At 46.7% G+C, this 19,682-nt stretch carries 21 protein-coding genes; 7 read left to right on the forward strand and 14 right to left on the reverse strand.

Annotated features, from left to right (window positions below; translation table 11 throughout):
* The first annotated feature begins 43 nt into the window (after positions 1–43).
* The gene (locus ACW9JV_RS09070; protein ID WP_457333465.1) at positions 44–691 is read left to right on the forward strand and encodes a hypothetical protein; all 648 of its coding nucleotides are present in this window, start codon (positions 44–46) and stop codon (positions 689–691) included.
* A 181-nt stretch (positions 692–872) separates the two neighbouring features.
* Here the strand turns inward: ACW9JV_RS09070 and ACW9JV_RS09075 are convergent, their stop codons facing one another.
* Positions 873–1,406 (reverse strand): cupin domain-containing protein, encoded by a 534-nt coding sequence (locus ACW9JV_RS09075; protein WP_457333467.1) that lies wholly within the window; start codon positions 1,404–1,406, stop codon positions 873–875.
* Positions 1,407–1,488: 82 nt separating this feature from the next.
* Entirely contained in the window at positions 1,489–2,172 is a 684-nt protein-coding gene (locus tag ACW9JV_RS09080) for a DUF421 domain-containing protein (protein ID WP_457333469.1), read from the reverse strand.
* 188 nt (positions 2,173–2,360) lie between these two features.
* Here ACW9JV_RS09080 and ACW9JV_RS09085 point away from each other — a divergent pair, with 188 nt between their 5' ends.
* Entirely contained in the window at positions 2,361–3,692 is a 1,332-nt protein-coding gene (locus ACW9JV_RS09085) for an amino acid permease (protein ID WP_457333471.1), read from the forward strand.
* On the opposite strand, the gene ACW9JV_RS09090 is transcribed toward ACW9JV_RS09085, so the two are convergent.
* Complete coding sequence (locus ACW9JV_RS09090) at positions 3,689–4,330, reverse strand: LysE family transporter (protein ID WP_457333473.1); 642 nt, start codon at positions 4,328–4,330, stop codon at positions 3,689–3,691. The genes ACW9JV_RS09085 and ACW9JV_RS09090 overlap by 4 nt on opposite strands.
* Before the next feature lie 144 nt (positions 4,331–4,474).
* Between ACW9JV_RS09090 and ACW9JV_RS09095 the strand changes: the two genes are divergently transcribed.
* On the forward strand, positions 4,475–4,684 hold the full coding sequence (locus ACW9JV_RS09095; protein WP_457333475.1) for a hypothetical protein: 210 nt from the start codon (positions 4,475–4,477) through the stop codon (positions 4,682–4,684).
* Between the two features lie 88 nt (positions 4,685–4,772).
* On the opposite strand, the gene ACW9JV_RS09100 is transcribed toward ACW9JV_RS09095, so the two are convergent.
* The 8 genes from ACW9JV_RS09100 to ACW9JV_RS09135 all read right to left on the reverse strand — a co-directional run bounded on the left by ACW9JV_RS09100 (position 4,773) and on the right by ACW9JV_RS09135 (position 13,130).
* Positions 4,773–5,387: a cell wall hydrolase gene (locus tag ACW9JV_RS09100; protein WP_457333477.1), complete on the reverse strand. Its 615-nt coding sequence runs from the start codon at positions 5,385–5,387 to the stop codon at positions 4,773–4,775.
* Between the two features lie 258 nt (positions 5,388–5,645).
* Positions 5,646–7,178, reverse strand: a complete 1,533-nt coding sequence (locus ACW9JV_RS09105) for a BCCT family transporter (RefSeq protein WP_457333479.1) — start codon at positions 7,176–7,178, stop codon at positions 5,646–5,648.
* 152 nt (positions 7,179–7,330) lie between these two features.
* On the reverse strand, positions 7,331–7,597 hold the full coding sequence (locus tag ACW9JV_RS09110) for a hypothetical protein (protein ID WP_457333481.1): 267 nt from the start codon (positions 7,595–7,597) through the stop codon (positions 7,331–7,333).
* Between the two features lie 133 nt (positions 7,598–7,730).
* Positions 7,731–7,922, reverse strand: coding sequence for a YfhD family protein (locus ACW9JV_RS09115; protein ID WP_457333483.1), 192 nt, complete (start codon positions 7,920–7,922; stop codon positions 7,731–7,733).
* A gap of 93 nt (positions 7,923–8,015) precedes the next feature.
* Positions 8,016–9,734: an assimilatory sulfite reductase (NADPH) hemoprotein subunit gene (gene cysI / locus ACW9JV_RS09120; protein WP_457333485.1), complete on the reverse strand. Its 1,719-nt coding sequence runs from the start codon at positions 9,732–9,734 to the stop codon at positions 8,016–8,018.
* Between the two features lie 28 nt (positions 9,735–9,762).
* Positions 9,763–11,637, reverse strand: a complete 1,875-nt coding sequence (locus tag ACW9JV_RS09125; protein ID WP_457333487.1) for an assimilatory sulfite reductase (NADPH) flavoprotein subunit — start codon at positions 11,635–11,637, stop codon at positions 9,763–9,765.
* Positions 11,638–11,945: 308 nt separating this feature from the next.
* Entirely contained in the window at positions 11,946–12,554 is a 609-nt protein-coding gene (gene wrbA, locus ACW9JV_RS09130) for an NAD(P)H:quinone oxidoreductase (RefSeq protein WP_457333489.1), read from the reverse strand.
* A gap of 126 nt (positions 12,555–12,680) precedes the next feature.
* Positions 12,681–13,130 carry a MarR family winged helix-turn-helix transcriptional regulator gene (locus tag ACW9JV_RS09135; protein ID WP_457333491.1) on the reverse strand — a complete coding sequence of 150 codons (450 nt, stop codon included), beginning with the start codon at positions 13,128–13,130 and terminating at the stop codon, positions 12,681–12,683.
* A 247-nt stretch (positions 13,131–13,377) separates the two neighbouring features.
* Here ACW9JV_RS09135 and ACW9JV_RS09140 point away from each other — a divergent pair, with 247 nt between their 5' ends.
* From ACW9JV_RS09140 to ACW9JV_RS09150, 3 genes are all read left to right on the forward strand, one after another.
* Entirely contained in the window at positions 13,378–14,451 is a 1,074-nt protein-coding gene (locus tag ACW9JV_RS09140) for an NCS2 family permease (RefSeq protein WP_457333493.1), read from the forward strand.
* A 12-nt stretch (positions 14,452–14,463) separates the two neighbouring features.
* The gene (locus ACW9JV_RS09145) at positions 14,464–15,006 is read left to right on the forward strand and encodes a phosphoribosyltransferase family protein (RefSeq protein WP_457333495.1); all 543 of its coding nucleotides are present in this window, start codon (positions 14,464–14,466) and stop codon (positions 15,004–15,006) included.
* 102 nt (positions 15,007–15,108) lie between these two features.
* Positions 15,109–15,954 (forward strand): protein-glutamine gamma-glutamyltransferase, encoded by an 846-nt coding sequence (locus ACW9JV_RS09150; RefSeq protein WP_457333497.1) that lies wholly within the window; start codon positions 15,109–15,111, stop codon positions 15,952–15,954.
* A gap of 6 nt (positions 15,955–15,960) precedes the next feature.
* On the opposite strand, the gene ACW9JV_RS09155 is transcribed toward ACW9JV_RS09150, so the two are convergent.
* The 3 genes from ACW9JV_RS09155 to ACW9JV_RS09165 all read right to left on the reverse strand — a co-directional run bounded on the left by ACW9JV_RS09155 (position 15,961) and on the right by ACW9JV_RS09165 (position 18,689).
* Complete coding sequence (locus ACW9JV_RS09155) at positions 15,961–16,251, reverse strand: hypothetical protein (RefSeq protein WP_457333499.1); 291 nt, start codon at positions 16,249–16,251, stop codon at positions 15,961–15,963.
* A 58-nt stretch (positions 16,252–16,309) separates the two neighbouring features.
* Entirely contained in the window at positions 16,310–16,507 is a 198-nt protein-coding gene (locus ACW9JV_RS09160; RefSeq protein WP_457333501.1) for a hypothetical protein, read from the reverse strand.
* A gap of 130 nt (positions 16,508–16,637) precedes the next feature.
* The gene (locus ACW9JV_RS09165) at positions 16,638–18,689 is read right to left on the reverse strand and encodes a catalase (RefSeq protein WP_457333503.1); all 2,052 of its coding nucleotides are present in this window, start codon (positions 18,687–18,689) and stop codon (positions 16,638–16,640) included.
* A 190-nt stretch (positions 18,690–18,879) separates the two neighbouring features.
* On the opposite strand from ACW9JV_RS09165, the gene ACW9JV_RS09170 reads away from it, so the two are divergent.
* Positions 18,880–19,629, forward strand: a complete 750-nt coding sequence (locus tag ACW9JV_RS09170; protein ID WP_457333505.1) for a sulfite exporter TauE/SafE family protein — start codon at positions 18,880–18,882, stop codon at positions 19,627–19,629.
* Positions 19,630–19,682: the final 53 nt, after the last annotated feature.

Below are 19,682 nucleotides of genomic sequence, written 5' to 3' on the forward strand. Positions count from 1 at the left end.
GCTGATAAAGTGGCATAAATCAATAAAGAGGAGAGTCTGGGACATGAAGCCGGGCATTTTTACTGCTTTACTGCTGTCCGTTTTTTTAGCTTCCTGCAGTGCAGGCGGAACCCAGTCGGAACCGATGCTCGAACGTAAAGAGCTGACCGGCGATGAACAAAGATATCTCGAAATGGGACTGGACTATTCCATGGCGTATAACGTAACGGGAGCCTTTCCCGAACAGATTCAGACAGCAGAGCTGATTATGAATGTCTACGAGGATGGTGAAAAACTTGATGAAGCGTCTATGACAGGTTTTCAAGTTGGGGTCAATGACACAGAAGAAGAGCATTTACAAGAACTTTTGTTCGCATTGGATTATCAGGAAAACGGGGAGGAAGAGGCTGCTTCTCTGGAAGCCCTGATTGGAGACAGGTATGTAAGAGGTGATAAGGATATTTCCCATGCCACGTACAGCACAAGAATGGACATTCCATTCGAATTTTCCGGGATATTTACCATGGTTCCACAAATACCAATAGAAGTGGACGGCATATCTTACCTGGCCATTATGACATCAGGAAATACATTAACTACCAGGTGGTATAAAGAAGAAAATCGAAAACACATCATTAACAGCAGCGATGAAAAAGTAATTATATTCGGAATCAAGTGGCTGGATGAAAAACCACAAATAAATCAGCAGTAAGATATGCTGATTTATTTGTTACGTCTCAAAAACTGAAGTATACATGGGATATGAGATGTAACCGTGTTTCACCCTTTAACTTCCTATAATATATATTATGTTAACTAAAAACAGATGCTGAAGAGAGGAGTCCTATTCTTTTTACTCCTCCCCCTGACTTCTACACATTCATTTTGTGTTATCAACCATGATGGTTTTCGGCTTCTGCAGCATCGTTTTTCGTGTAATGAATGGTTCCGAATGGGTGTTCCGGTGGTGCATAAATGGTATAAAGTTTTAACGGTTTATATCCTGTATTGATTAGATTATGCCATGTGCCTGCCGGTACCATGACAGCGTCATCCTCAAATACTTTCCGCTGGAAGAAAATATTTTCTTTTGTATCTCCCATCCGCACAAGGCCTTCCCCGTCTTCCATCCTTAAAAATTGGTCCACATCAGGGTGTACTTCCAGACCGATATCACTTCCAACAGGGATGCTCATAACCGTTACTTGTAGATGATCTCCCGTCCACAATGCTGTCCGGAATGTTTGATTTTGTTTCGCTGCTTCGTTGATATTGACGACATATGGATATGATCCGTAATCGTCCCGCATCTTATTTTCATTCCCGTAGTCTTTTTCTGGTAGAAATGTTCTTTGTACCGGTGGAGTTCCATATTGCAATGCTGGGACTTGCACATAGTATGGCCACGGATACCTATAGTAGTACATGGTGACTCCTCCCCTATCTCACAGTTTCTATATTGTATGCTGCATGCCCAGGGAGGTGTGTGAGGTTCTTATTTCAGCGTATTCAGTACTTCCTGATCGTTCCGTGTCCGTCATCTACAATTAAGGAATGATCCGGATCCTGAACGACAGCCAAAAATACCTGCCGGATACCGCCAAAGCCAGCTTTTTTCACCGCGTGTTCCAGCCACGTTTCATCTTTATCAATCATTTTTAAATGTTCATGCTGAATATCTCCCTCCACAATCACCGCCACCGGAAACCCTTGGTACTCCGGTTCCATATTTATGTCCTGTTTTGTAACAGGGGCCATACTCTCTTTTGGCAGCACGCTGATCGCGCCGTTTGGCTCCAGAATCGCATATTGAATAGTGGTTAAATCCTTATACCCCTGACTTCTTACACTCGACAGCAGTTCAGCAAGGGAAAATCGGCTTTTTTTCAGGTTCGACCGATCCAGCTTCCCGTGCTTAATTAATATCGCAGGCTCGCCGATGAGAAAACGGTTCAGGCGGTTGTACAAACTCAATCTGGCAAAAGAAAGATGCAGGGTGATGATGAGAAGGATGCCGATCAGGGCTTTTCCTATGCTGTCGGCATCAATTGGATTCATCGCCATGGCAATGATGAAAAATATGGCCGTAAAATCATGCGGAGTGAATTGAGCCAGTGCTGTCTTCCCCATAAAACGAACGACAACGATTGCTGTGAAAAATAAGAAAAGCAGAGATCCAATAAAGGAAAGCATATAACCACCTTTTACAGCTTCAGGATGAAAGATTAGTGTCGTTCTTTCACTAGATTGAATCCAAAGCAGAAAAATTATGTGTAAAACGATGAATTGACGTTTCTTCCCTTATCTCAAACGAAATCGAATAAAGGATGACAAAACATCAACACTAACATCAAATGGGCGGAAAAGGAGGTAACTTGAAAATGAAGAAAAAAGAAGAGAGCGGCCTGACATGGTGGCAGCTGTCGCTGATTGGTGTGGGATGTACGATTGGAACAGGATTTTTTCTAGGAGCAAGTCTGGCTATATCCATGGCAGGACAGGCAGTCCTTATTAGTTTTATACTGGCTGGTTTTGGGACATATTCCGTTTATCATTTTCTGGCGGCACTTATGAGGAAGGATCCGCAAAAGGGAGCCTTTCATACATATGCAAGAAAAGCTTATGGGCGCTGGGCGGGATTCAGTTCTGGATGGGTGTATTGGGGAGCTGAAATGCTGATCCTGGGAAGTCAAATGACAGCTGTATCTATTTTCTCGAAATACTGGTTTCCTGGTGTTCCATTATGGATATTCGCCGCCGGTTACTCTCTGCTTGGAATCCTTGTCGTCCTAACAGGAGCGAAAGGATTTGACCGGATTGAAAATATCTTTGGAGTAGTGAAAATTGCAGCTATTCTCATGTTTATTGTTGTGGCTGCGGTTGCGATGTTCAGCTCATTTCACAGCAGTCAGAACTCGCTTTTCTTTCCTCAAACAGTGCAGCAATTTATTCCACATGGCGGCAAAGGTCTCTGGGCTTCTTTGATTTATGCCTTTTATGCCTTTGGAGGTATTGAAATTATGAGTATGATGGCGGTCCGGCTGAATGATAAAAAGGAAGCTCCTAAATCAGGGAAAATTATGCTGGCTGTTATTACTTCTATTTATATCATATCCCTGGGAATGGCTTTATTATTAACGTCCTCGGAAGCGTTCCATGCCGATGAAAGCCCATTTGTTACTGCACTGGATCAGTATGATTTTCCGTATTTTGCAGATGTATTTAATGGCGCGTTAATCATAGCCGGATTTTCTACCATGGCTGCCTCCCTGTTTGCAGTAACGAGCATGCTGGTCACCCTTGCAGAGGATGGGGATGCTCCCTCTTTCTTTCAGAAAAAGGGGCAGAATATTATAGATCTTCATCTGCCTGCTTTGGGATTGACTGTCGCGGGGATGCTTGTCTCCATCTTTTTTTCTCTTCTTCTGCCTGAAAAAATATACGAATACATGACCACCGCCGCCGGGTTGATGCTTCTGTACAACTGGTTTTTCATTCTGCTGTATGCAAACCGCTTGGTTGTTATAAAAGGATTCAGCCATGTACAGCGTTTGGGCGGACTTGCTCTCATCCTTTGCGCCGTCAGCGGCACGCTGCTGGATAAATCCAGCCGTCCTGGTTTTTTTGTCAGCCTGGGGTTCCTGATCATTCTTGCCGTGGTGGTAATGATCATGAAAAGGATCTGGTCCCGTCAACCCCCCTCCCCTTTTTAATGACTGCGAAATTCCAGCACGGCTTTCACTCCTTCCCACCCAAAATAAATACCGAACAAAATCAAGCATATCCCCGAGGCGGTCGAGATCAAAACGAGCATTCGTTCCGATAAATATTTTCGAAACCCACTGGCCATCCCTGCCATTGTAACATCCCATAAGGAGACTCCGATGAAAATGGCAGCGCTGTACAGCCAGAGTTGTTCAATGCTTTGATGAGCTGACGTTTTTGCCACTATGGAACCGTAAATTCCGAGCCAAAAGACAATGGATAATGGGTTGCACAAACACATAAAGAAACCCGAGCTGAATGAATGGATCAGGGGGGGACTGCTGCGGCGGGTTGTAACCGTGAGCGCTCCACTCCCCCCTTTTAAGCTTTCCGCTCCGATATACACCAATATAAAAAATCCAAATAACCAGAGAAATGTTTTCACGAGCGGGACTTCTAAAAAGTGAACAACACCGAGATAAACAAGAAGCATGTACAATCCATCGGCGATCATTGCTCCCACTCCGACCATCCAGGCATGCCAGAACCCATTTTTAATCCCTTTGTCTAATTGTGCTGCATTTACCGGCCCGATAGGAGCAGCCAGCGTCACCCCTAATAAAATATAACTAAAGAATACACTCATTGGAGCATCTCCTACTTAACACAGTTTTCATTTAGAGTGTATTTATGAATAAAAGCTTGTACGACTACTTTTTTCTTTTTACATGGTATACAGCTGCTCTGTTTTTTCACATACTACGAGTAAAGGTAAAGGAGGGAAAGACAAATGGCTGAATCAAAACGTCCTGCCGGAAGAAAAGAAACAGTGGAAAAGAACATTAATGAGACAGAAGAGAATCTGCACGCAACAGAAGAATTCGCGGAAGAACACGGTGAAGCGTTGAGTGAAGAGGAAAAACAGAATATTAATGAGAAAAATGAACATCGTAGAGAAAATATCGAGAATATGGAACAGTCCGTGAACGAAGAGGAATGAAAATACCAGGAGTACTTACTCAAACCTGGTAAAATGCGGGAAAGAAAGGGACAGAGGAAATGTAATATTTCTTTCCTCTGTCCCAGTGTTAATCAGCAAATACATGTTTTCCAATCTGCAGGTTTTCGGACCGCGTCCAAATCCAATCAGACGTGGCCAGAACGGGGTTGTAATAGTAATGCGAACCTTTGGATGGATCATAGCCGTTCCAAGCTTCCTTCACGGCACGATAGGCGGTTCGGTCGGGTGTTAAATTATACTGGCCATCCTGTACAGCCGTGAACGCATTCTTTTCTTTTATCACTTTTTCTATCGTTTCTGGAAATTCAGAGGATTGAATCCGGTTATGAATCACAGCAGCCACAGCCACTTGTCCTTCAAACGTTTCTCCTCTGGCCTCCCCGTGGACGACCCGGGCCAATTTATTTACTTCATTTAATTTTTGCAGGGTATTCTCCCCGGCTTTCCCATCGACAGCCAGACCAAAGTCGCCTTGAAACTCCTGTACCGCGTTGTTTGTTAAGGGCCCGTAATAGCCGGTAGGATTGGTATGTAAATATCCCATATGAATTAATGACTGCTGCAGCTCCGTTACTTCAGGACCTTCCTCCTCTTGTTGCAGTAAATCTTTATGTGCTTCCACCTGCGAAACAAAAAAGATTAAAAATAAAACAGTCCAACCTGTGGAAATGGCTTTTTTCATATTATCAACCTCCTTCGCTATCCCATCCCCCTTTTCACTTTGTTCATAAACGTGAATTTGGCTGCAGAAGCAGAAATAAGAAGTGAGTCTCATTTTTCTTTCATGCGCTCTGCTGACACGAAATCAGGAGGCGCCTCTTCTTTTCTGATTTTTTGCTTTCCTGGGATAAGGGGTCCTTGAACAAGGAAACCGTATTCCCGCTTTTCACCGAAAACGCGGGAATAACGTATGATCCTGACCATAAGAGACCCCCCTCTTTCATTCGCTGTTCTCCTTATTTCTTTTGCTTTTTCTTGTCTCTTTTTCGGCCTGCAGTGCGGGTTTTTCTTCTTTTAATGCTTTAAGTAGCGCTAACACCATCATGAGCATAATGATGGAAAAAGGGAAGGCAGCGACAATCATTGTATTCTCAAGTGCCTGCAGTCCGCCGGAATAGAGCAGGATAACAGCTGTGGCGGAAAGCATAATTCCCCAGGTGAATTTCACTTTCACAGCAGGATTCATTGTTCCATTCGAGGTCTGCATCCCGAGTACAAATGTAGCAGAATCAGCAGACGTGATAAAAAAGACGCTGATCAAACCCATCGCCAGTATGGACATCGCCAGGCCGTAAGGATAATGCTCGAAGACACCGAATAATGCTTCTTCTGTAGACAGCTTGGAAATGGCCGCTGTGCCTTCTGCTTCCAGTAAGATCGAAGCACCTCCAAATACCGAAAACCATAAAAAGCTGACAAGGGGAGGTACGACCAACACCCCGGCGGTAAACTGCCGCAGGGTCCTGCCTTTTGAAACCCGTGCAATAAACGTACCTACAAAGGGGGACCAGGCAATCCACCACGCCCAGTAAAAAATCGTCCAGTCGTTTATCCATTCCCTTGCGTTTTCTGTAAGCGGGGCAATTCGGAAACTCATAGCAGGCAGGGTTTGAATGTATTTTCCAAGCGTATTGGTGAATAAGTTCAGCATATACAATGTCGGCCCGACGATAAGAATAAAGGTAAATAATAACAGGGCAAGGACCATATTGGTGTTGCTTAATATCCGGATTCCTTTGTTCAGGCCGGTCGAGGCCGAGATCAGAAACAAAACAGTGACAACGGCAATAATGGCAAACTGAATCCAGAACCCGATTCCAAGATTGGTGATAAACGACAATCCGCCATTGATCTGCACTGCCCCGAACCCGAGTGTCGTGGCTACACCTGTTACAGTTGCCGTAACAGCGATTATATCAATGGTTTTACCAAGTGCTCCGTCCGTATTCATCAGAACGTTTAATGATGAGCTTACGGTTCCGCTCGCGTCTCGTCTGAATTTAAAATAAGCAAGACATAATGCGATAATTGCATAAATGGCCCAGGCATGAACCCCCCAGTGAAAAAAGGTGAACCGCATCGCATCTTTAATGGCTTTGGGTGTTTTTACGTCGGTCGTGGGAGAATTCACCGCATAGTGATGTATAGGTTCCGCCGCTCCCCAGAACACAAGTCCGATGCCCATACCTGCACTGAATAACATTGCAAACCATGTGGCCATATTATAATCCGGTTTATCGTCCGGTTTTCCAAGTTTTATCCGTCCGTAAGGACTTACAATAATAAATAGACATACGAGGACAAAAATAGAAACAACAATCAAATAATACCAGCCGAAGCGTTCTGCTATAAAAGCTTTGGACGCTGCTGTGACACCTTCAAGTACATGAGGTGCGGATGCCCCTAGAATCACCGCCAGGATCAAAATTCCGATGGTTATATAAAAAACTGATCCGACTGCACTATGTTTCATTTCTTTCTCCTCCTTCCTGTTTTCGTTATTATCTTTTCTATTTCCATTTTTATACCTTGATCACGTATCACATTTTAAGTTAACATAATAAAATGATTGTAAATAAACAGAGATCAGGAAATCGTTCCTGATCTCTGTTTTTGCAATTCATATTACTCCGATTCATCTGTCAGGAATTCACGTGCAAAAGCTGTTTCTGTCCGGTCGGGGATGTCTGAGAATCGTTCCTGCACCGGATTTTCTCCATTTGTCTGTTCCTGCCGGCTCAGACCGAACCAGGCTGCCCCCGCACCAGCTCCGACCAATGTCATGACCATGCTCCATATTCCCCAGTTTCGGTTTCTTCGGTTGGTCCGCCCCATAAATCCTCTTCGGCGGCCCATCTGCAGGAATGGCACATTCCAGCGAAAGTTATTCATTCCTTCATTCTCCTTTTTCTTCGAAGTGAAGTATGGAGAAACGACCCCCACATCTGTAGTTTGAACCATAGAAAGGGATATTATCATGCAACATATTTCCATGCATAAGAAGCTGTGCAGCTGGAAATATTAATTAATGGTCCATTTTTTGATGCGCGCGCTGATCTGCCGCCCGGGATCTCATTTGGGCTTCTTTGTCGTCAGTGTCTGCCGTTTCCTCCGAGAATTCAACATCGATACCGTCCTGCACGATATCTTTTTGAGGAGTCTGGGACAATTTTTTCTTCGGTTTATGCTGATTGTTTCTTGTCTGTCCTCTGGTCATCTGTATCTCCCCCTTTCCTTTTCAGGATCCCCTGATTGTTTGCATGATATACAAAAAACAGGGCTCCTGTCAGGAACCCTGTACGGTGTTTCGTTATGATTCATGGAACTGCAGACCGTCGTTCACGGCATCGATATAACCGGCGCGGATGACGTAATCGCCGAACGGTTCACCTTCATTCCGTTCTTTCGCATATTCAAACAGCATCGGACGCAGCGTATTCAAAATGTCTTCTTCGCCGATGTTCTCCTGGTACAATTTGTTTAGACGTTCGCCGGCATACCCGCCGCCAAGGTACATGTTGTACTTGCCGGGCGCTTTGCCGATAAAACCGATCTCTCCCAGAGTGGATCTGGCACAGCCGTTCGGACAGCCGGTCATGCGGATCGTAATGTCATTATCCTGAAGCCCTGCTTCCTCAACAATGCCTTCCAGTTTGTCAATCAATGACGGTAGATAACGCTCTGATTCGGCCATCGCAAGACCACATGTTGGAAAAGCAACACAGGCCATGGCGTTTCTCCGCAGAGCGGAGTCCCGTCTGCCGTCGGAGAGTCCGTATTCTTCTACGAGCTCGTTGATCTTTTTCTTTTTCTGGCTTGTGACATTACCGATAATCAGGTTTTGATTCGGGCTGAGACGGAACTCGCCGGTATGAACTTTGGCAATTTCCCGCAACGCTGTCATGAGCTGATAATCTTCACTGTCTTTGATACGGCCGTTCTCAATGAAAAGAGTTAGATGCCAGCGGTTGTTGCTCCCTTTCATCCATCCGTACCGGTCTCCGTTGTGTTCAAAATGATAGGAGCGTTCCTCTTCCAGGCTCCACCCGAGCCGTTCCGCTAACTCATTTTTCAGCCAGTCAAGCCCGCGGGCGTCGATGGTGTATTTAAAACGCGCATTTTTACGGTTGGAACGATTGCCGTAATCACGTTGAATCGTCAACAGTTTTTCCACCACGTTCACACAATCATCCGGCCGGCAGAATCCGATCACCCGTCCAAGCTGCGGATACGTCTCCGTTTCTCCATGGGTCATTCCAAGACCTCCGCCTACGGCGATATTAAAGCCCTGAAGACTGCCGTTTTCAACAATGGCAATTAAGCCGATATCCTGAGAAAAGACATCAATGTCATTAGAAGGCGGCACTGCAATGCCAATCTTGAATTTACGCGGCAGATACACATCTTTGTAAATCGGCTCCACTTCTTCTGAACTGTCGACCACTTTTTCTTCATCGAGCCAGATTTCATGATAAGCTTTCGTCCGCGGCAGCAGATGTTCACTGATGTTCTTGGCAAATTCCTGCATCTCTTCATGAATCGATGCGTCGTATGGGTTTGTCGCAGCCATGACATTCCGGTTCACGTCGCCGCAGGCGGCGATTGTATCCAGCATCACTTCATTCATGGCCTGCATATTCTTTTTCATGTTCCATTTCAGAATGCCGTGCATCTGAAAGGTCTGGCGCGTTGTTAAACGGAGGGTTCCGTTTCCGTATTCGTGGGCGATACGGTCCATCTGCAGCCACTGCTGCGGTGTTGCAGTACCTCCGGGAAGACGGACACGTACCATAAAGGAATAGGCCGGTTCGAGCTTTTGTTTCCGCCGTTCATTACGAAGATCCCGGTCATCCTGCATGTAGCTGCCGTGGAATTTCGTTAACTGAGCATCATCTGCTGTCACATTAGCGGTGAGAGGATCAGCCAGGGACTCCTCAATGGTACCGCGGAGGTAGTTACTTTCCCGTTTTATTCGTTCGTTGTCACTCGGCGGTCCTTCCTGGACTGGTGCCGTCGGTTTCTTTTCCATGATGGGTTATGCTCCTTTCCCCTCTCGATTAATAAACATCCCGCTGGTATCGTTTCTGCTGCTGCATATCTTCCAGGTACGCATCGGCATCCTGTTCACTCATGCCGCCTTCCTGCTGTAGAATGGTTTTGATGGCCTGATGAACGTCACTGGCCATGTATTCTTCATCTCCGCATACATAAACGACGGCACCTTCCATCAGCCAATCATAAAAATCACGGCTTTTTTCCAGCATACGGTGCTGGACATATACTTTTTCGTCGCCGTCACGCGAGAATGCAACATCCATCCTTGATAATATGCCTTCTTTCAGCCAGCGCTGCCATTCGACCTGATAAAGAAAGTCCGTGGAAAAGTGCTGTTCCCCGAAAAAGAACCACGTCTTCCCTTCCGCTTCGATTTCCTCCCTTTCTTCAAGGAAAGAACGGAATGGCGCAGCGCCGGTTCCCGGTCCGATCATAATGACCGGTGTATCCGGATCTTCCGGAAGCTTAAAGTTTGGATTTTTCTGGATGAAAACGGGAAGTTTTTCGCCTATCTCCGCCCGTTCAGCACACTGCCCGGAGCATACTCCCGTACGCTGGCGGCCGTGGGCATCATACCGGACGGTTCCGATCGTCAGATGCACTTCTTCCGGGTTGGCCTCCGGACTACTTGCAATCGAATAGAGCCGGGGCGGTATTTTCCGGAGAATCGGCAGGAAATCACTGACCGGTACATTCCACGGCGCGAAATCCCGTCCCAGATCTATAAGATCCCGGCCGGTAATATATTCACGCAGTGCATCTTCATTGCCTTCTTTCACCAGTTCGTGCAGATCTTCGTTGTCGGAAAGCGGAGCCGCTTTTTCAAGCAGCGGTTTTGTCAGAACGGTAATCTCATAGGTGTTAAGGAGTGCCTCCCGGACGGTTTTCGTATCCCCTTTTTTATTGACAACAACGAGTTCATCCGGATCCCAGCTCATTTCGTCTACTAGTTTATCCACCAGTTCCGGCTCGTTTTCCGGATAAATACCGACACTGTCCCCCGGTTCAAATTCAAGGCCGGACTCTTCCAGAGACAGTTCCAGATGTCTTGTTTCCTTATTGGACCCTCTGCCGCTCAGGTTGATGTTTTCAAGCAGTTCGGCCGGAAAAGGATTGGTTCTCGAGTAGGATGGTTTTGGTGCAGCCGGCGCTGCCGGACCTCCGACACCGGCCAACTCAGGCACCGGCTGGGAAGATGCAGCTCCTGCTTGTTCCACTTCTTTCGTTAACGCCCCGACGACGCCTTCCATCCATTCCTCAGCGTCTTCATCAAAATCGACATCGCAGTCGACCCGGTCATACAAACGGTCGCCGCCTAATTCCTCGAGACGTTTATCGAACTCCCGGCCGGTCTGGCAGAAATGTTCATAGGATGTATCGCCCAGAGCAAGGACGGAGTAATGGACATTTTCCAGTTTGGGAGCTTTGCGTCCGTGCAGAAATTCATGAAACGAAATCGCATTATCAGGAGGGTCCCCTTCCCCGTGAGTACTGACGATAACAAATAGATTTTCCACTTTTTTCAATGCATTTGTCTTGAAATTGTCCATAGAAGAAAGGGTGACATTAAAATCCTGTGATTCGAGTTTCCCGGAGAGTTCTTCCGCGATCCCCTGACCGTTACCGGTCTGGGAACCGAACAGGATCGTTACATCTTTTGAAATTTCAGGTGCCGCTGTCTCTGTCTGAACAGCAGGATCAGCAGCAGGAGAAGCCGGGGCTGCGGCGGCCGCTGCTTCCGCCGAAACAGCAGATGGTGCAGCTGTCATATAACCGCTCAGCCATATTTTCTGCTGTTCTGTAAGGGTTGGGAGAAGACGATTCAAAAGCTGAACCTGTTCTTCATTAAACGGGCTGTTGTTTGCTTGAAGCTGCAATGATTATACACCTCGCAAAGGAATAATAGAAATCGAGTCATTTCCTTTCCACTATTTATATATGAACGTCGATACACCATATAAGCGAAGGGACGATAACATTCGATCTGTGATTGATTATAATTTATCGTATATTCATTATTCCTATCTGTCAAGTTGGTTTTCGGCTTTCCCTGTTCATCTACCTATTAAAATATTCAACTTAGCTTATAGGAAAATATAATAAGTCCTCATATCCCGCAGCAAGCGCACAAAAAACCACCGCCCCTTTGCAGGAACGGTGGTTCTTCCAAATGACTCCATAATGCTTACTGGCCGTTTTTCACCCATGTTGCTACCTGGATGGTTCTTCTTGTTTGATGTTTCACGGCCGGCTCAATGTCGATCTGCATGTTTCCTTCTCCATCAACCGTTACCGAGGTACCGTACGGATTGCCGCCGGTACTGAAAGCGACCGGGTCACTGTAGCCGGGAGCTGCAATGATGGCTCCCCAGTGCATCATGGTGGTGTACAGGCTTTTGACGGTAGCTTCCTGACCGCCGTGGTCATTCATCGCAGAACTCATACCGCTGACGACTTTGTTGACAAGCTTACCTTCTCCCCATAGGCCGCCGGTCTGATCAAGGAATTGTTTCATCTGGGCGGGCAGATTTCCGAAACGGGTCGGCATGCTGAACACGATGGCATCCGCCCAGTCCAGATCCTCCGGTTTTGCTTCCGGTATGTCTTTCGTTTCTTCCAGGTGGGCTTTCCATGCCGGGTTGGACTCTACCGCTTCCTGCGGTGCCAGTTCCGGCGCGCGGGTCAGGTACACATTTGCACCTGCTTCTTTTGCTGCTTCTTCGGCCCATTTGGCCATCCGGTAATTCGTACCTGTGGAACTGTAATACACAATTGCTATGTTGACGGTTGTCATCGATTCATCGCTCCTTTTGGATTTAAATATATCAAATAGTCCCATATCCTTTGGTCATCCTTTCCCGTCATCGAGTGATCCGAGTTATCCTCTATCGCTTTGCCTTTAAAAAGCAGTTATCACCTCCTAGGAAGAATCATCAGCAGCTGTTCCGAGTTTTTTGAGCATTGGAATCAGCTGTTGTTTTTCTCCTTCCGTTAAAATAGAAAACAATTCCTGAATGCGGGCAGCATGTTTTGGAAAAATCTCATCCATTAAATCTGTCCCTTTTTCCGTGATGACCGCATAAATGACACGGCGGTCATTGGGACAGCGCTCTCTGGTCAACAGCTCCTGCTTTTCAAGCTTATCGATAACATATGTCATACTTCCGCTTGTAATTAATATACGCTTCCCGATATGCTGGATCGGCTGGCGCCCCTTATGATAAAGAAGTTCAAGCACCGCAAACGCATTGGGATTCAACCCATGGTCTTTCATATCCTGAGCCAGACTTTTCTCCAGAGAATGATAAGCCTTGGATAATACGACAAGCGTTTTGAGAGAAAGATCCTGATTTTCTTCCGGGTGACTCATCGCTACCATCACCTTTAAATTATCTCTAATTAAATTATCACGAATTAAAATATCTTTAATTAAATATAGTTTAACAAATGGTATATGACTTTTCAAGTGGATCGTTTTTCGTTTTTTCCTATTGAAAACCTTGTCTAAACAAAAATGTTGTGATAATTTTTCAAATGTCGTACTTTTATTCATTTTTCAATTTATATTATTCCCTGAAACACGAACTATTTTTCAGGAAAGAGAAAGGAAGAACCATATGGACATTCTTAAAGACATTCTGGCTGCGGTAAGCGGCGTGATGAACGGCCTCCCGCAGGGGCTGCTTGCCCTTGCATTTGGATTTGCCTCCATTCCCACAGCGCTTGCGTTTGTGGTGGGAGCTGCAGGTAGTGCGGCTGCCGGCAATGCCGCTGTTATTTCCTATCAGGCCGAAACGATTACGGTTGCCGGAACAATGGGAAAAAGTATGCGGGAACGGCTGTCCATGATCTTTATAGGTGCTGCCATATTGCTGTTGATTGGACTTCTGGGCGTACTGGAATGGGTGATGGACTGGATCGGCCCGGTAATTACCAATGGAATGATGGCCGGGGTCGGGATTATGCTTTCCAAAGTGGCCTGGGATATGGCAAAAAATGACCGCATAGTGGGAATCATTTCCTTTGCCAGTGCCTTGATCGTATACATGGCTCTGCAGGACTTAGTGTATACGATTACGGTTTCGGTCATTCTGGCCAGTGTTGCTGCCAATATTCAAAAACGAAATGCGGGTGGAGCGAAGCAGGAAATCCTGCAGAACGAAGGATTTAAAATGCAGAAGATCATCTTCAGCCCTATGGTGCTGCGTGGTGCGCTGGCAATGGTCTGTTTAAATATCGGTGCCAACATAGCGTTCGGCCGCATCAATCAGGATATTGCCGGGGTGGATGTCGATATCGATACCCTTACAATCATCAGCAGCCTTGCCGACATGGCGTCCTCCCTGTTCGGGGGAGCGCCGGTGGAAGTGATTATTTCCGCAACCGCCGGTGCGCCCCATGCCGTTTGGTCCGGGGTCCTGATGATGGCCATGATGGCTGCGATATTGTTTGCCGGATGGCTTTCGAAAATCGGAAGATACGTACCGAGTGCCTCCATCGCCGGCTTTTTATTTGTCCTGGGTGCCATCGTGACCCTTCCTTCCAACGCAACAGCCGCCCTAACCGGAGAAGGAGCCGGAACTGGAGTTGTCGGCGGGATAACAATGGTCGTTACTGCCGTAACAGATCCGTTTCTTGGGATGGTAGCAGGAATTATCATAGAATTTCTGATCGAATTATTCGGATTTTAAGGAGGAGATGTTGTGTCTACGTATACGCTTAAGGTGGCGGGATTGACGAGAGAACTGCCGGTTATTCAAGTATCGCCTGAGCTCAGCATTGCAAGTTTTGTCGTTCTGGGAGATACAGAAATGGTTACAGCCGCGGCGCCGCTTCTGGCCGAACAGCTTCCTGAAGTCGATGTACTGGTCACCGCGGAAGCAAAAGGTATTCCTTTTGTCCATGAACTTGCCAAACAGCTTGGAATGAGCCGTTACGTCGTCGCAAGAAAAAGTGTAAAACCATATATGAATGAACCGCTTATCAGTGCCGCCACTTCCATTACAACCCAGAAAGAACAGCAGCTCGTGCTTGATGAAAACGATGCCGCTTTTCTGAACGGAAAACGCATTGCTCTTGTGGATGATGTGATCAGTACCGGCGAGTCGCTGCAGGCTCTGGAAACGTTGGTGCAGAAAGCAGGCGGAGACGTGCAGACAAAAGCCGCCATCCTGGCTGAAGGAAATTCTGCACAGATGGCCGATATTACCTTCTTAGAAAAGCTGCCATTAATTTCACCGGAATAAATAGAGGAAGAGGACCACGTGGAATATGTGGTTCTTTTTTCTGCATGATGATTGTTTGCGATCCATAGAATGTAGTAATCAGAGGGGAAAAGAGGGAGCGGGATGATTAATATTTCAGGAACACCCTTCCACCCTGCTTCCGGGTGGATAACGGGGGACACAGAAAAACGGATTCTGGAACGCCTTCAGAAGGATCCTGAACCTCACTCCTACCGTTCTGCGGAGGAATTACGGTTTGATATTCGTTTCCGCAGTCATATCATAGAAGCTGCCGAAGCTATGTATCAAAGCGGCGCCTCGTTTGCTGTGTTCGCCAACATCCGCGCTGATCCGGCATACTGGAATGTAACCAGTGCCGGGGGCCTCCGTCTGCGGTACGGAATCCTTCCTTCCGATGCTCTCGAAGACATTTACCGCAACGGGAGTGCTTATGGATTTGAATGTGCTACGGCGGTTATTATTGTCTTTTACTATGCTGCGCTGCAGACGATCGGAAAACCAGCATTTAACAGGCTTTTCCCGAATCTTTATTTATACAGCTGGCACATCGACACCGACCTAGGTTTGCAGTCGGTTCGAACCAGCTTCTATATTCCGGGAGACATTGTTTATTTCAACAACCCGGATTTCGACCCTGCTTCCCCGCAGTGGCGGGGCGAAAACGCCATCGTATTGACGGATGATCAGTTTTTCGGTCACGGTATCGGGATCACAACAGCATCTGAAATGATCCGGGCGTTAAACGAGCTCCGCCAGCCGGGAAGCGAGCAGAGTGCCTATATGACCAACGTCGTTACAAGAGCGGACAGCCGCCGCCTGTACCGGCAGTCCCGGACTAACATGCGTAACGGCGGCTGGATCTTAAAGCCCCAGGTTATTGTCATTCAACATAATGAAACATCCATATCCCATCAGCGGTATCAAACCTATATGATGCCCGAGGAATGACTTTCTTCAGCGGTGTACGGGTTTTAATACGGTGCGCTGCATCGGGACTCCTCCCATCGGCAGGGTGCGTCCCTGGAGCAGATAACTGCGGCCGTCCACGAGAAAATAGCCATTCCCTTCATACACCGCTGTGTGTCCTTTTGCTGTAAGTTCTTTTTCTACTGCTGTCCCGTACTCTTTCAGATCGTTGTAACGATTATTCAGGGTGAGCGATATCCAGTTTTTCCGGTAGCCCATTAACCAGTTAAAGAACAACAGGGCACCTGCTCCCGCTATGGCATAAAAAATAAAGGACATACATAATTCCTCCTTTTCTGTTTCTTCTATTTACGAATTGATATCAGGGGAGGTTTCATTATTTGTAACGTCTTTCCATAGAAACTTGTTTTTCCATCATCTCATAGGATTTTTCGATGATGTCAGTTAATACGTCTCCTTTATGGACTTTGCCGTACCTGGTGTGTTTCTGGTAGTACGCGGTCAGTTCATCAAGTTTTGCTGCTGTATCTTTTTCCACCCGGACGTTCAGCTGGATTCTTTTTTCCTCCTGCACAATATTCACCCTTTTTTTTTCATGACTGCTATCAAACTGCTAGCATTTCCTATCAGTTTGATAGTACGATCACCATAACACAGTATGGAAAAAAAGGACACCGCCCTGAAAGCGGTGTCTTCATGCCTTATTAGATAACTTGTCTGTCCCAGAAGCGGTGGGAGGCGACGGCCTGGATAAAGTCCGAGGTAAAGGAATCCGGGTCCTTTCCTTTTATCACACCGGGAGCGGTGTCGATTCCTTCCTGCTCGATCCATGATGTTCCTTCATGGGTAGCTCCGATTGGTTTATAGTGGAAAAATGTTTCGTCGATAAAGTCTTTCGCTTTCTTCCGGAACGCTTCATCGGTGTTTTTACCGCCGGCGCAATACAACGCATCAAACAACAGAGAATCTGCCGTCAGGAAGGTGTGCTGTACTTCGAGTTCCGGTCCGTCTGCTGCTTTACAGGTTCCGAGCGTACTGCTTATAATTTCCGGATGAATCCCTTCTTTTTTCAGACCGGCGATAACGTTACTTACTTCTTCTCCGTTAAATCCTTCCCCTACTATAACGCCGACTTTCCTGGTTTCTGCTTTAAACGACGTATTTTCCTGGCTCAGAGCCGGCGATGATTTCGTAATACTGGATCCCCCTTCCTGTGGAGGTTCTATACCAAGGTTTTCTGCTACCGGACGAGCCAGATCAAGAGAAATATTGCTAAGCATATCGACGATCTGCTGCTGTACCGAACGGCTTTCACATTTACCAAGTTCGAAGCTGTATCCGTTAATAATGTGTTCCTTTTCGACATCACTCATGCTGTTCCAGAATAACACGGCCTGAGAGAAGTGGTCTTTGAAACTTTCGCTCCGCGCCCTGATTTTGTGCCCTTCGACTTTCTCCTGGTAATGAACATAGCCGCCTTCTTCTTCACTGGCGGGCTCCGGTGTGTTATCAGCAAGAGAGTTTTTGTGGTAGCTGACCTGTCCGGTATTGATTGTCATACGGTGCATGGCATCACGCTGGTTGTTATGAAACGGACAGACTGGACGGTTGATCGGCAGTTCGTGAAAGTTCGGCCCGCCGAGTCTTGAAATTTGGGTATCGGTGTAAGAAAACAATCTGCCCTGCAGAAGTGGATCGTTCGAAAAGTCAATGCCTGACACCACATGACCCGGGTGAAAGGCTGCCTGTTCCGTTTCGGCAAAAACATTATCTACGTTCCGGTTCAAGGTTAATTTCCCGACAATTTTCACCGGGACTTCTTCTTCCGGCCACACTTTTGTCGGATCCAGAATGTCAAAGTCAAAGTTAAATTCCTCGTCTTCCCGGATAATCTGGAACCCGAGCTCCCACTCCGGATAATCACCGTTTTCAATCGCCTCGTATAAATCGCGGCGGTGGAAGTCTATATCTTTTCCGGAAAGTTTCTGCGCTTCATCCCAGACGAGCGAATGGACGCCGAGTTTCGGCTTCCAGTGGAATTTGACGAAATGGGCTTCGCCTTTTTCATTAACAAGACGGAACGTGTGAACACCGAATCCTTCCATCATACGGAAGCTGCGCGGAATGCCGCGGTCTGACATGGCCCAGACCGACATATGGGCCGCTTCCTGGTTATTCGCAACAAAATCCCAGAACGTATCATGGGCAGAACCGCCCTGCGGCATTTCGTTATGCGGTTCCGGTTTCACCGCATGAACCAGATCCGGAAATTTCATGGCATCCTGGATGAAGAAAATTGGAATATTGTTCCCGACGAGATCAAAGTTACCTTCATCAGTGTAAAATTTTGTTGCAAATCCGCGTACATCCCGGACTGTATCTGGAGAACCCTTTGATCCTTGTACGGTGGAAAACCGCACAAACACCGGTGTGGTTTTTTCAGGATCAGTTAAAAAGTTTGCTTTCGTATACTCTTTCATCGAGTCATCATACACATGAAACTCGCCGTGCGCCGCATATCCCCGTGCGTGAACAATCCGCTCCGGTATCCGTTCATGGTCAAAATGCGTCATCTTTTCCCGGAAATGGAAATCCTCCATCAATGTCGGTCCTCGTTCACCGGCTTTCAGGGAAAACTCATCCTCCGACACTTTCTGTCCCTGATTGGTCGTCATCTTTTTTCCCTGATCATCAGTACGGTACTCTTCCAGCTGTTTGTCTTTACGGTTCTTGTTCTGTCTGCGGTCGTCGCTCATTATGTGTAGAACCTCCCTTTCTGGAATAAATCTACATGTTTTTACCCGTTAAGACAGGGAAATCAAACATCGAAATTATAATATTCCAACAAATGAAAAGGCTTTACAAAAAGAATTCGGTCTTTTCCATGTGTTTTTATTTCCCCTCCTATCGTTCAGTAGTACAATTTGGAGTGGAAGGAGGATCCATATGTTTGACCTTGGTCTCGTACATATCATCATTGTCGTTGTCTGTTCTCTCTTTATAGGCATCGCCAAAACAGGACTGCCGACGATGGGAATTCTCGTGGTGGCTGTGATGGCCTCCATTTTTCCGGCCCGTGAATCTCTTGGGATTGTTCTGCCGATGCTGATTACTGCCGATATCATCGCGGTTGCGTATTACAGGCGCAGTGTAAACTGGAAAACACTATTTTCTCTTGTTCCATGGGTACTCGGCGGGCTTTGTGCAGGATTCATCGTCTTATTTTATGTAGAAGCAAGCCGTCCGATTGAAATACTGCTGGGAGCGCTCATTCTTATGATGATCGTTATTCAGTTGTCGCGGGAGCGCTGGGGCGCAGCCTGGGCTGAAAACATACCGCGCTCCACCTGGTTTATTGCCGTCATGGGAACACTTGCCGGATTTACGACCATGATTGGAAACGCATCCGGTCCTGTGATGGCTATTTTCTTACTGGCCATTGCGCTGCCCAAACAGGAATTCATCGGAACAGGCGCCTGGTTTTTCATCTCCGTGAATCTGATTAAGGTACCTATGTATGCAGCTCTCGGACTGATCACGACAGCTTCGTTGACGTTCAATCTGTGGCTTGTTGCCCCGATCCTCTTCGGCACATATCTTGGTATCAAGTTTCTGCCTCTGATCCCGCAGCGGGTATTTAATATTATTGTGCTCATTCTGGCTGTCTTCGGAGGTATCCGGCTGTTAATCGGATAAAACCGTCCCTCCCTTGTCATACTATAGGCAGTACATGATTTGGAGGGATGGAT

The sequence above is a fragment of the Salibacterium sp. K-3 genome (assembly GCF_054052005.1).

Excerpts from the sequence above, each read along its gene's own strand:
- ACW9JV_RS09135 (WP_457333491.1), bottom strand. The coding sequence starts at position 13,130 with ATGAGTCACCCGGAAGAAAATCAGGATCTTTCTCTCAAAACGCTTGTC.
- ACW9JV_RS09075 (WP_457333467.1), bottom strand. The coding sequence starts at position 1,406 with ATGTACTACTATAGGTATCCGTGGCCATACTATGTGCAAGTCCCAGCA.
- ACW9JV_RS09140 (WP_457333493.1), top strand. The coding sequence starts at position 13,378 with ATGGACATTCTTAAAGACATTCTGGCTGCGGTAAGCGGCGTGATGAAC.
- ACW9JV_RS09150 (WP_457333497.1), top strand. The coding sequence starts at position 15,109 with ATGATTAATATTTCAGGAACACCCTTCCACCCTGCTTCCGGGTGGATA.
- ACW9JV_RS09115 (WP_457333483.1), bottom strand. The coding sequence starts at position 7,922 with ATGACCAGAGGACAGACAAGAAACAATCAGCATAAACCGAAGAAAAAA.
- wrbA (WP_457333489.1), bottom strand. The coding sequence starts at position 12,554 with ATGACAACCGTCAACATAGCAATTGTGTATTACAGTTCCACAGGTACG.
- ACW9JV_RS09105 (WP_457333479.1), bottom strand. The coding sequence starts at position 7,178 with ATGAAACATAGTGCAGTCGGATCAGTTTTTTATATAACCATCGGAATT.
- ACW9JV_RS09080 (WP_457333469.1), bottom strand. The coding sequence starts at position 2,172 with ATGCTTTCCTTTATTGGATCTCTGCTTTTCTTATTTTTCACAGCAATC.
- ACW9JV_RS09165 (WP_457333503.1), bottom strand. The coding sequence starts at position 18,689 with ATGAGCGACGACCGCAGACAGAACAAGAACCGTAAAGACAAACAGCTG.
- ACW9JV_RS09155 (WP_457333499.1), bottom strand. The coding sequence starts at position 16,251 with ATGTCCTTTATTTTTTATGCCATAGCGGGAGCAGGTGCCCTGTTGTTC.
- ACW9JV_RS09100 (WP_457333477.1), bottom strand. The coding sequence starts at position 5,387 with ATGAAAAAAGCCATTTCCACAGGTTGGACTGTTTTATTTTTAATCTTT.
- cysI (WP_457333485.1), bottom strand. The coding sequence starts at position 9,734 with ATGGAAAAGAAACCGACGGCACCAGTCCAGGAAGGACCGCCGAGTGAC.
- ACW9JV_RS09070 (WP_457333465.1), top strand. The coding sequence starts at position 44 with ATGAAGCCGGGCATTTTTACTGCTTTACTGCTGTCCGTTTTTTTAGCT.
- ACW9JV_RS09095 (WP_457333475.1), top strand. The coding sequence starts at position 4,475 with ATGGCTGAATCAAAACGTCCTGCCGGAAGAAAAGAAACAGTGGAAAAG.
- ACW9JV_RS09085 (WP_457333471.1), top strand. The coding sequence starts at position 2,361 with ATGAAGAAAAAAGAAGAGAGCGGCCTGACATGGTGGCAGCTGTCGCTG.
- ACW9JV_RS09110 (WP_457333481.1), bottom strand. The coding sequence starts at position 7,597 with ATGAATAACTTTCGCTGGAATGTGCCATTCCTGCAGATGGGCCGCCGA.
- ACW9JV_RS09170 (WP_457333505.1), top strand. The coding sequence starts at position 18,880 with ATGTTTGACCTTGGTCTCGTACATATCATCATTGTCGTTGTCTGTTCT.
- ACW9JV_RS09090 (WP_457333473.1), bottom strand. The coding sequence starts at position 4,330 with ATGAGTGTATTCTTTAGTTATATTTTATTAGGGGTGACGCTGGCTGCT.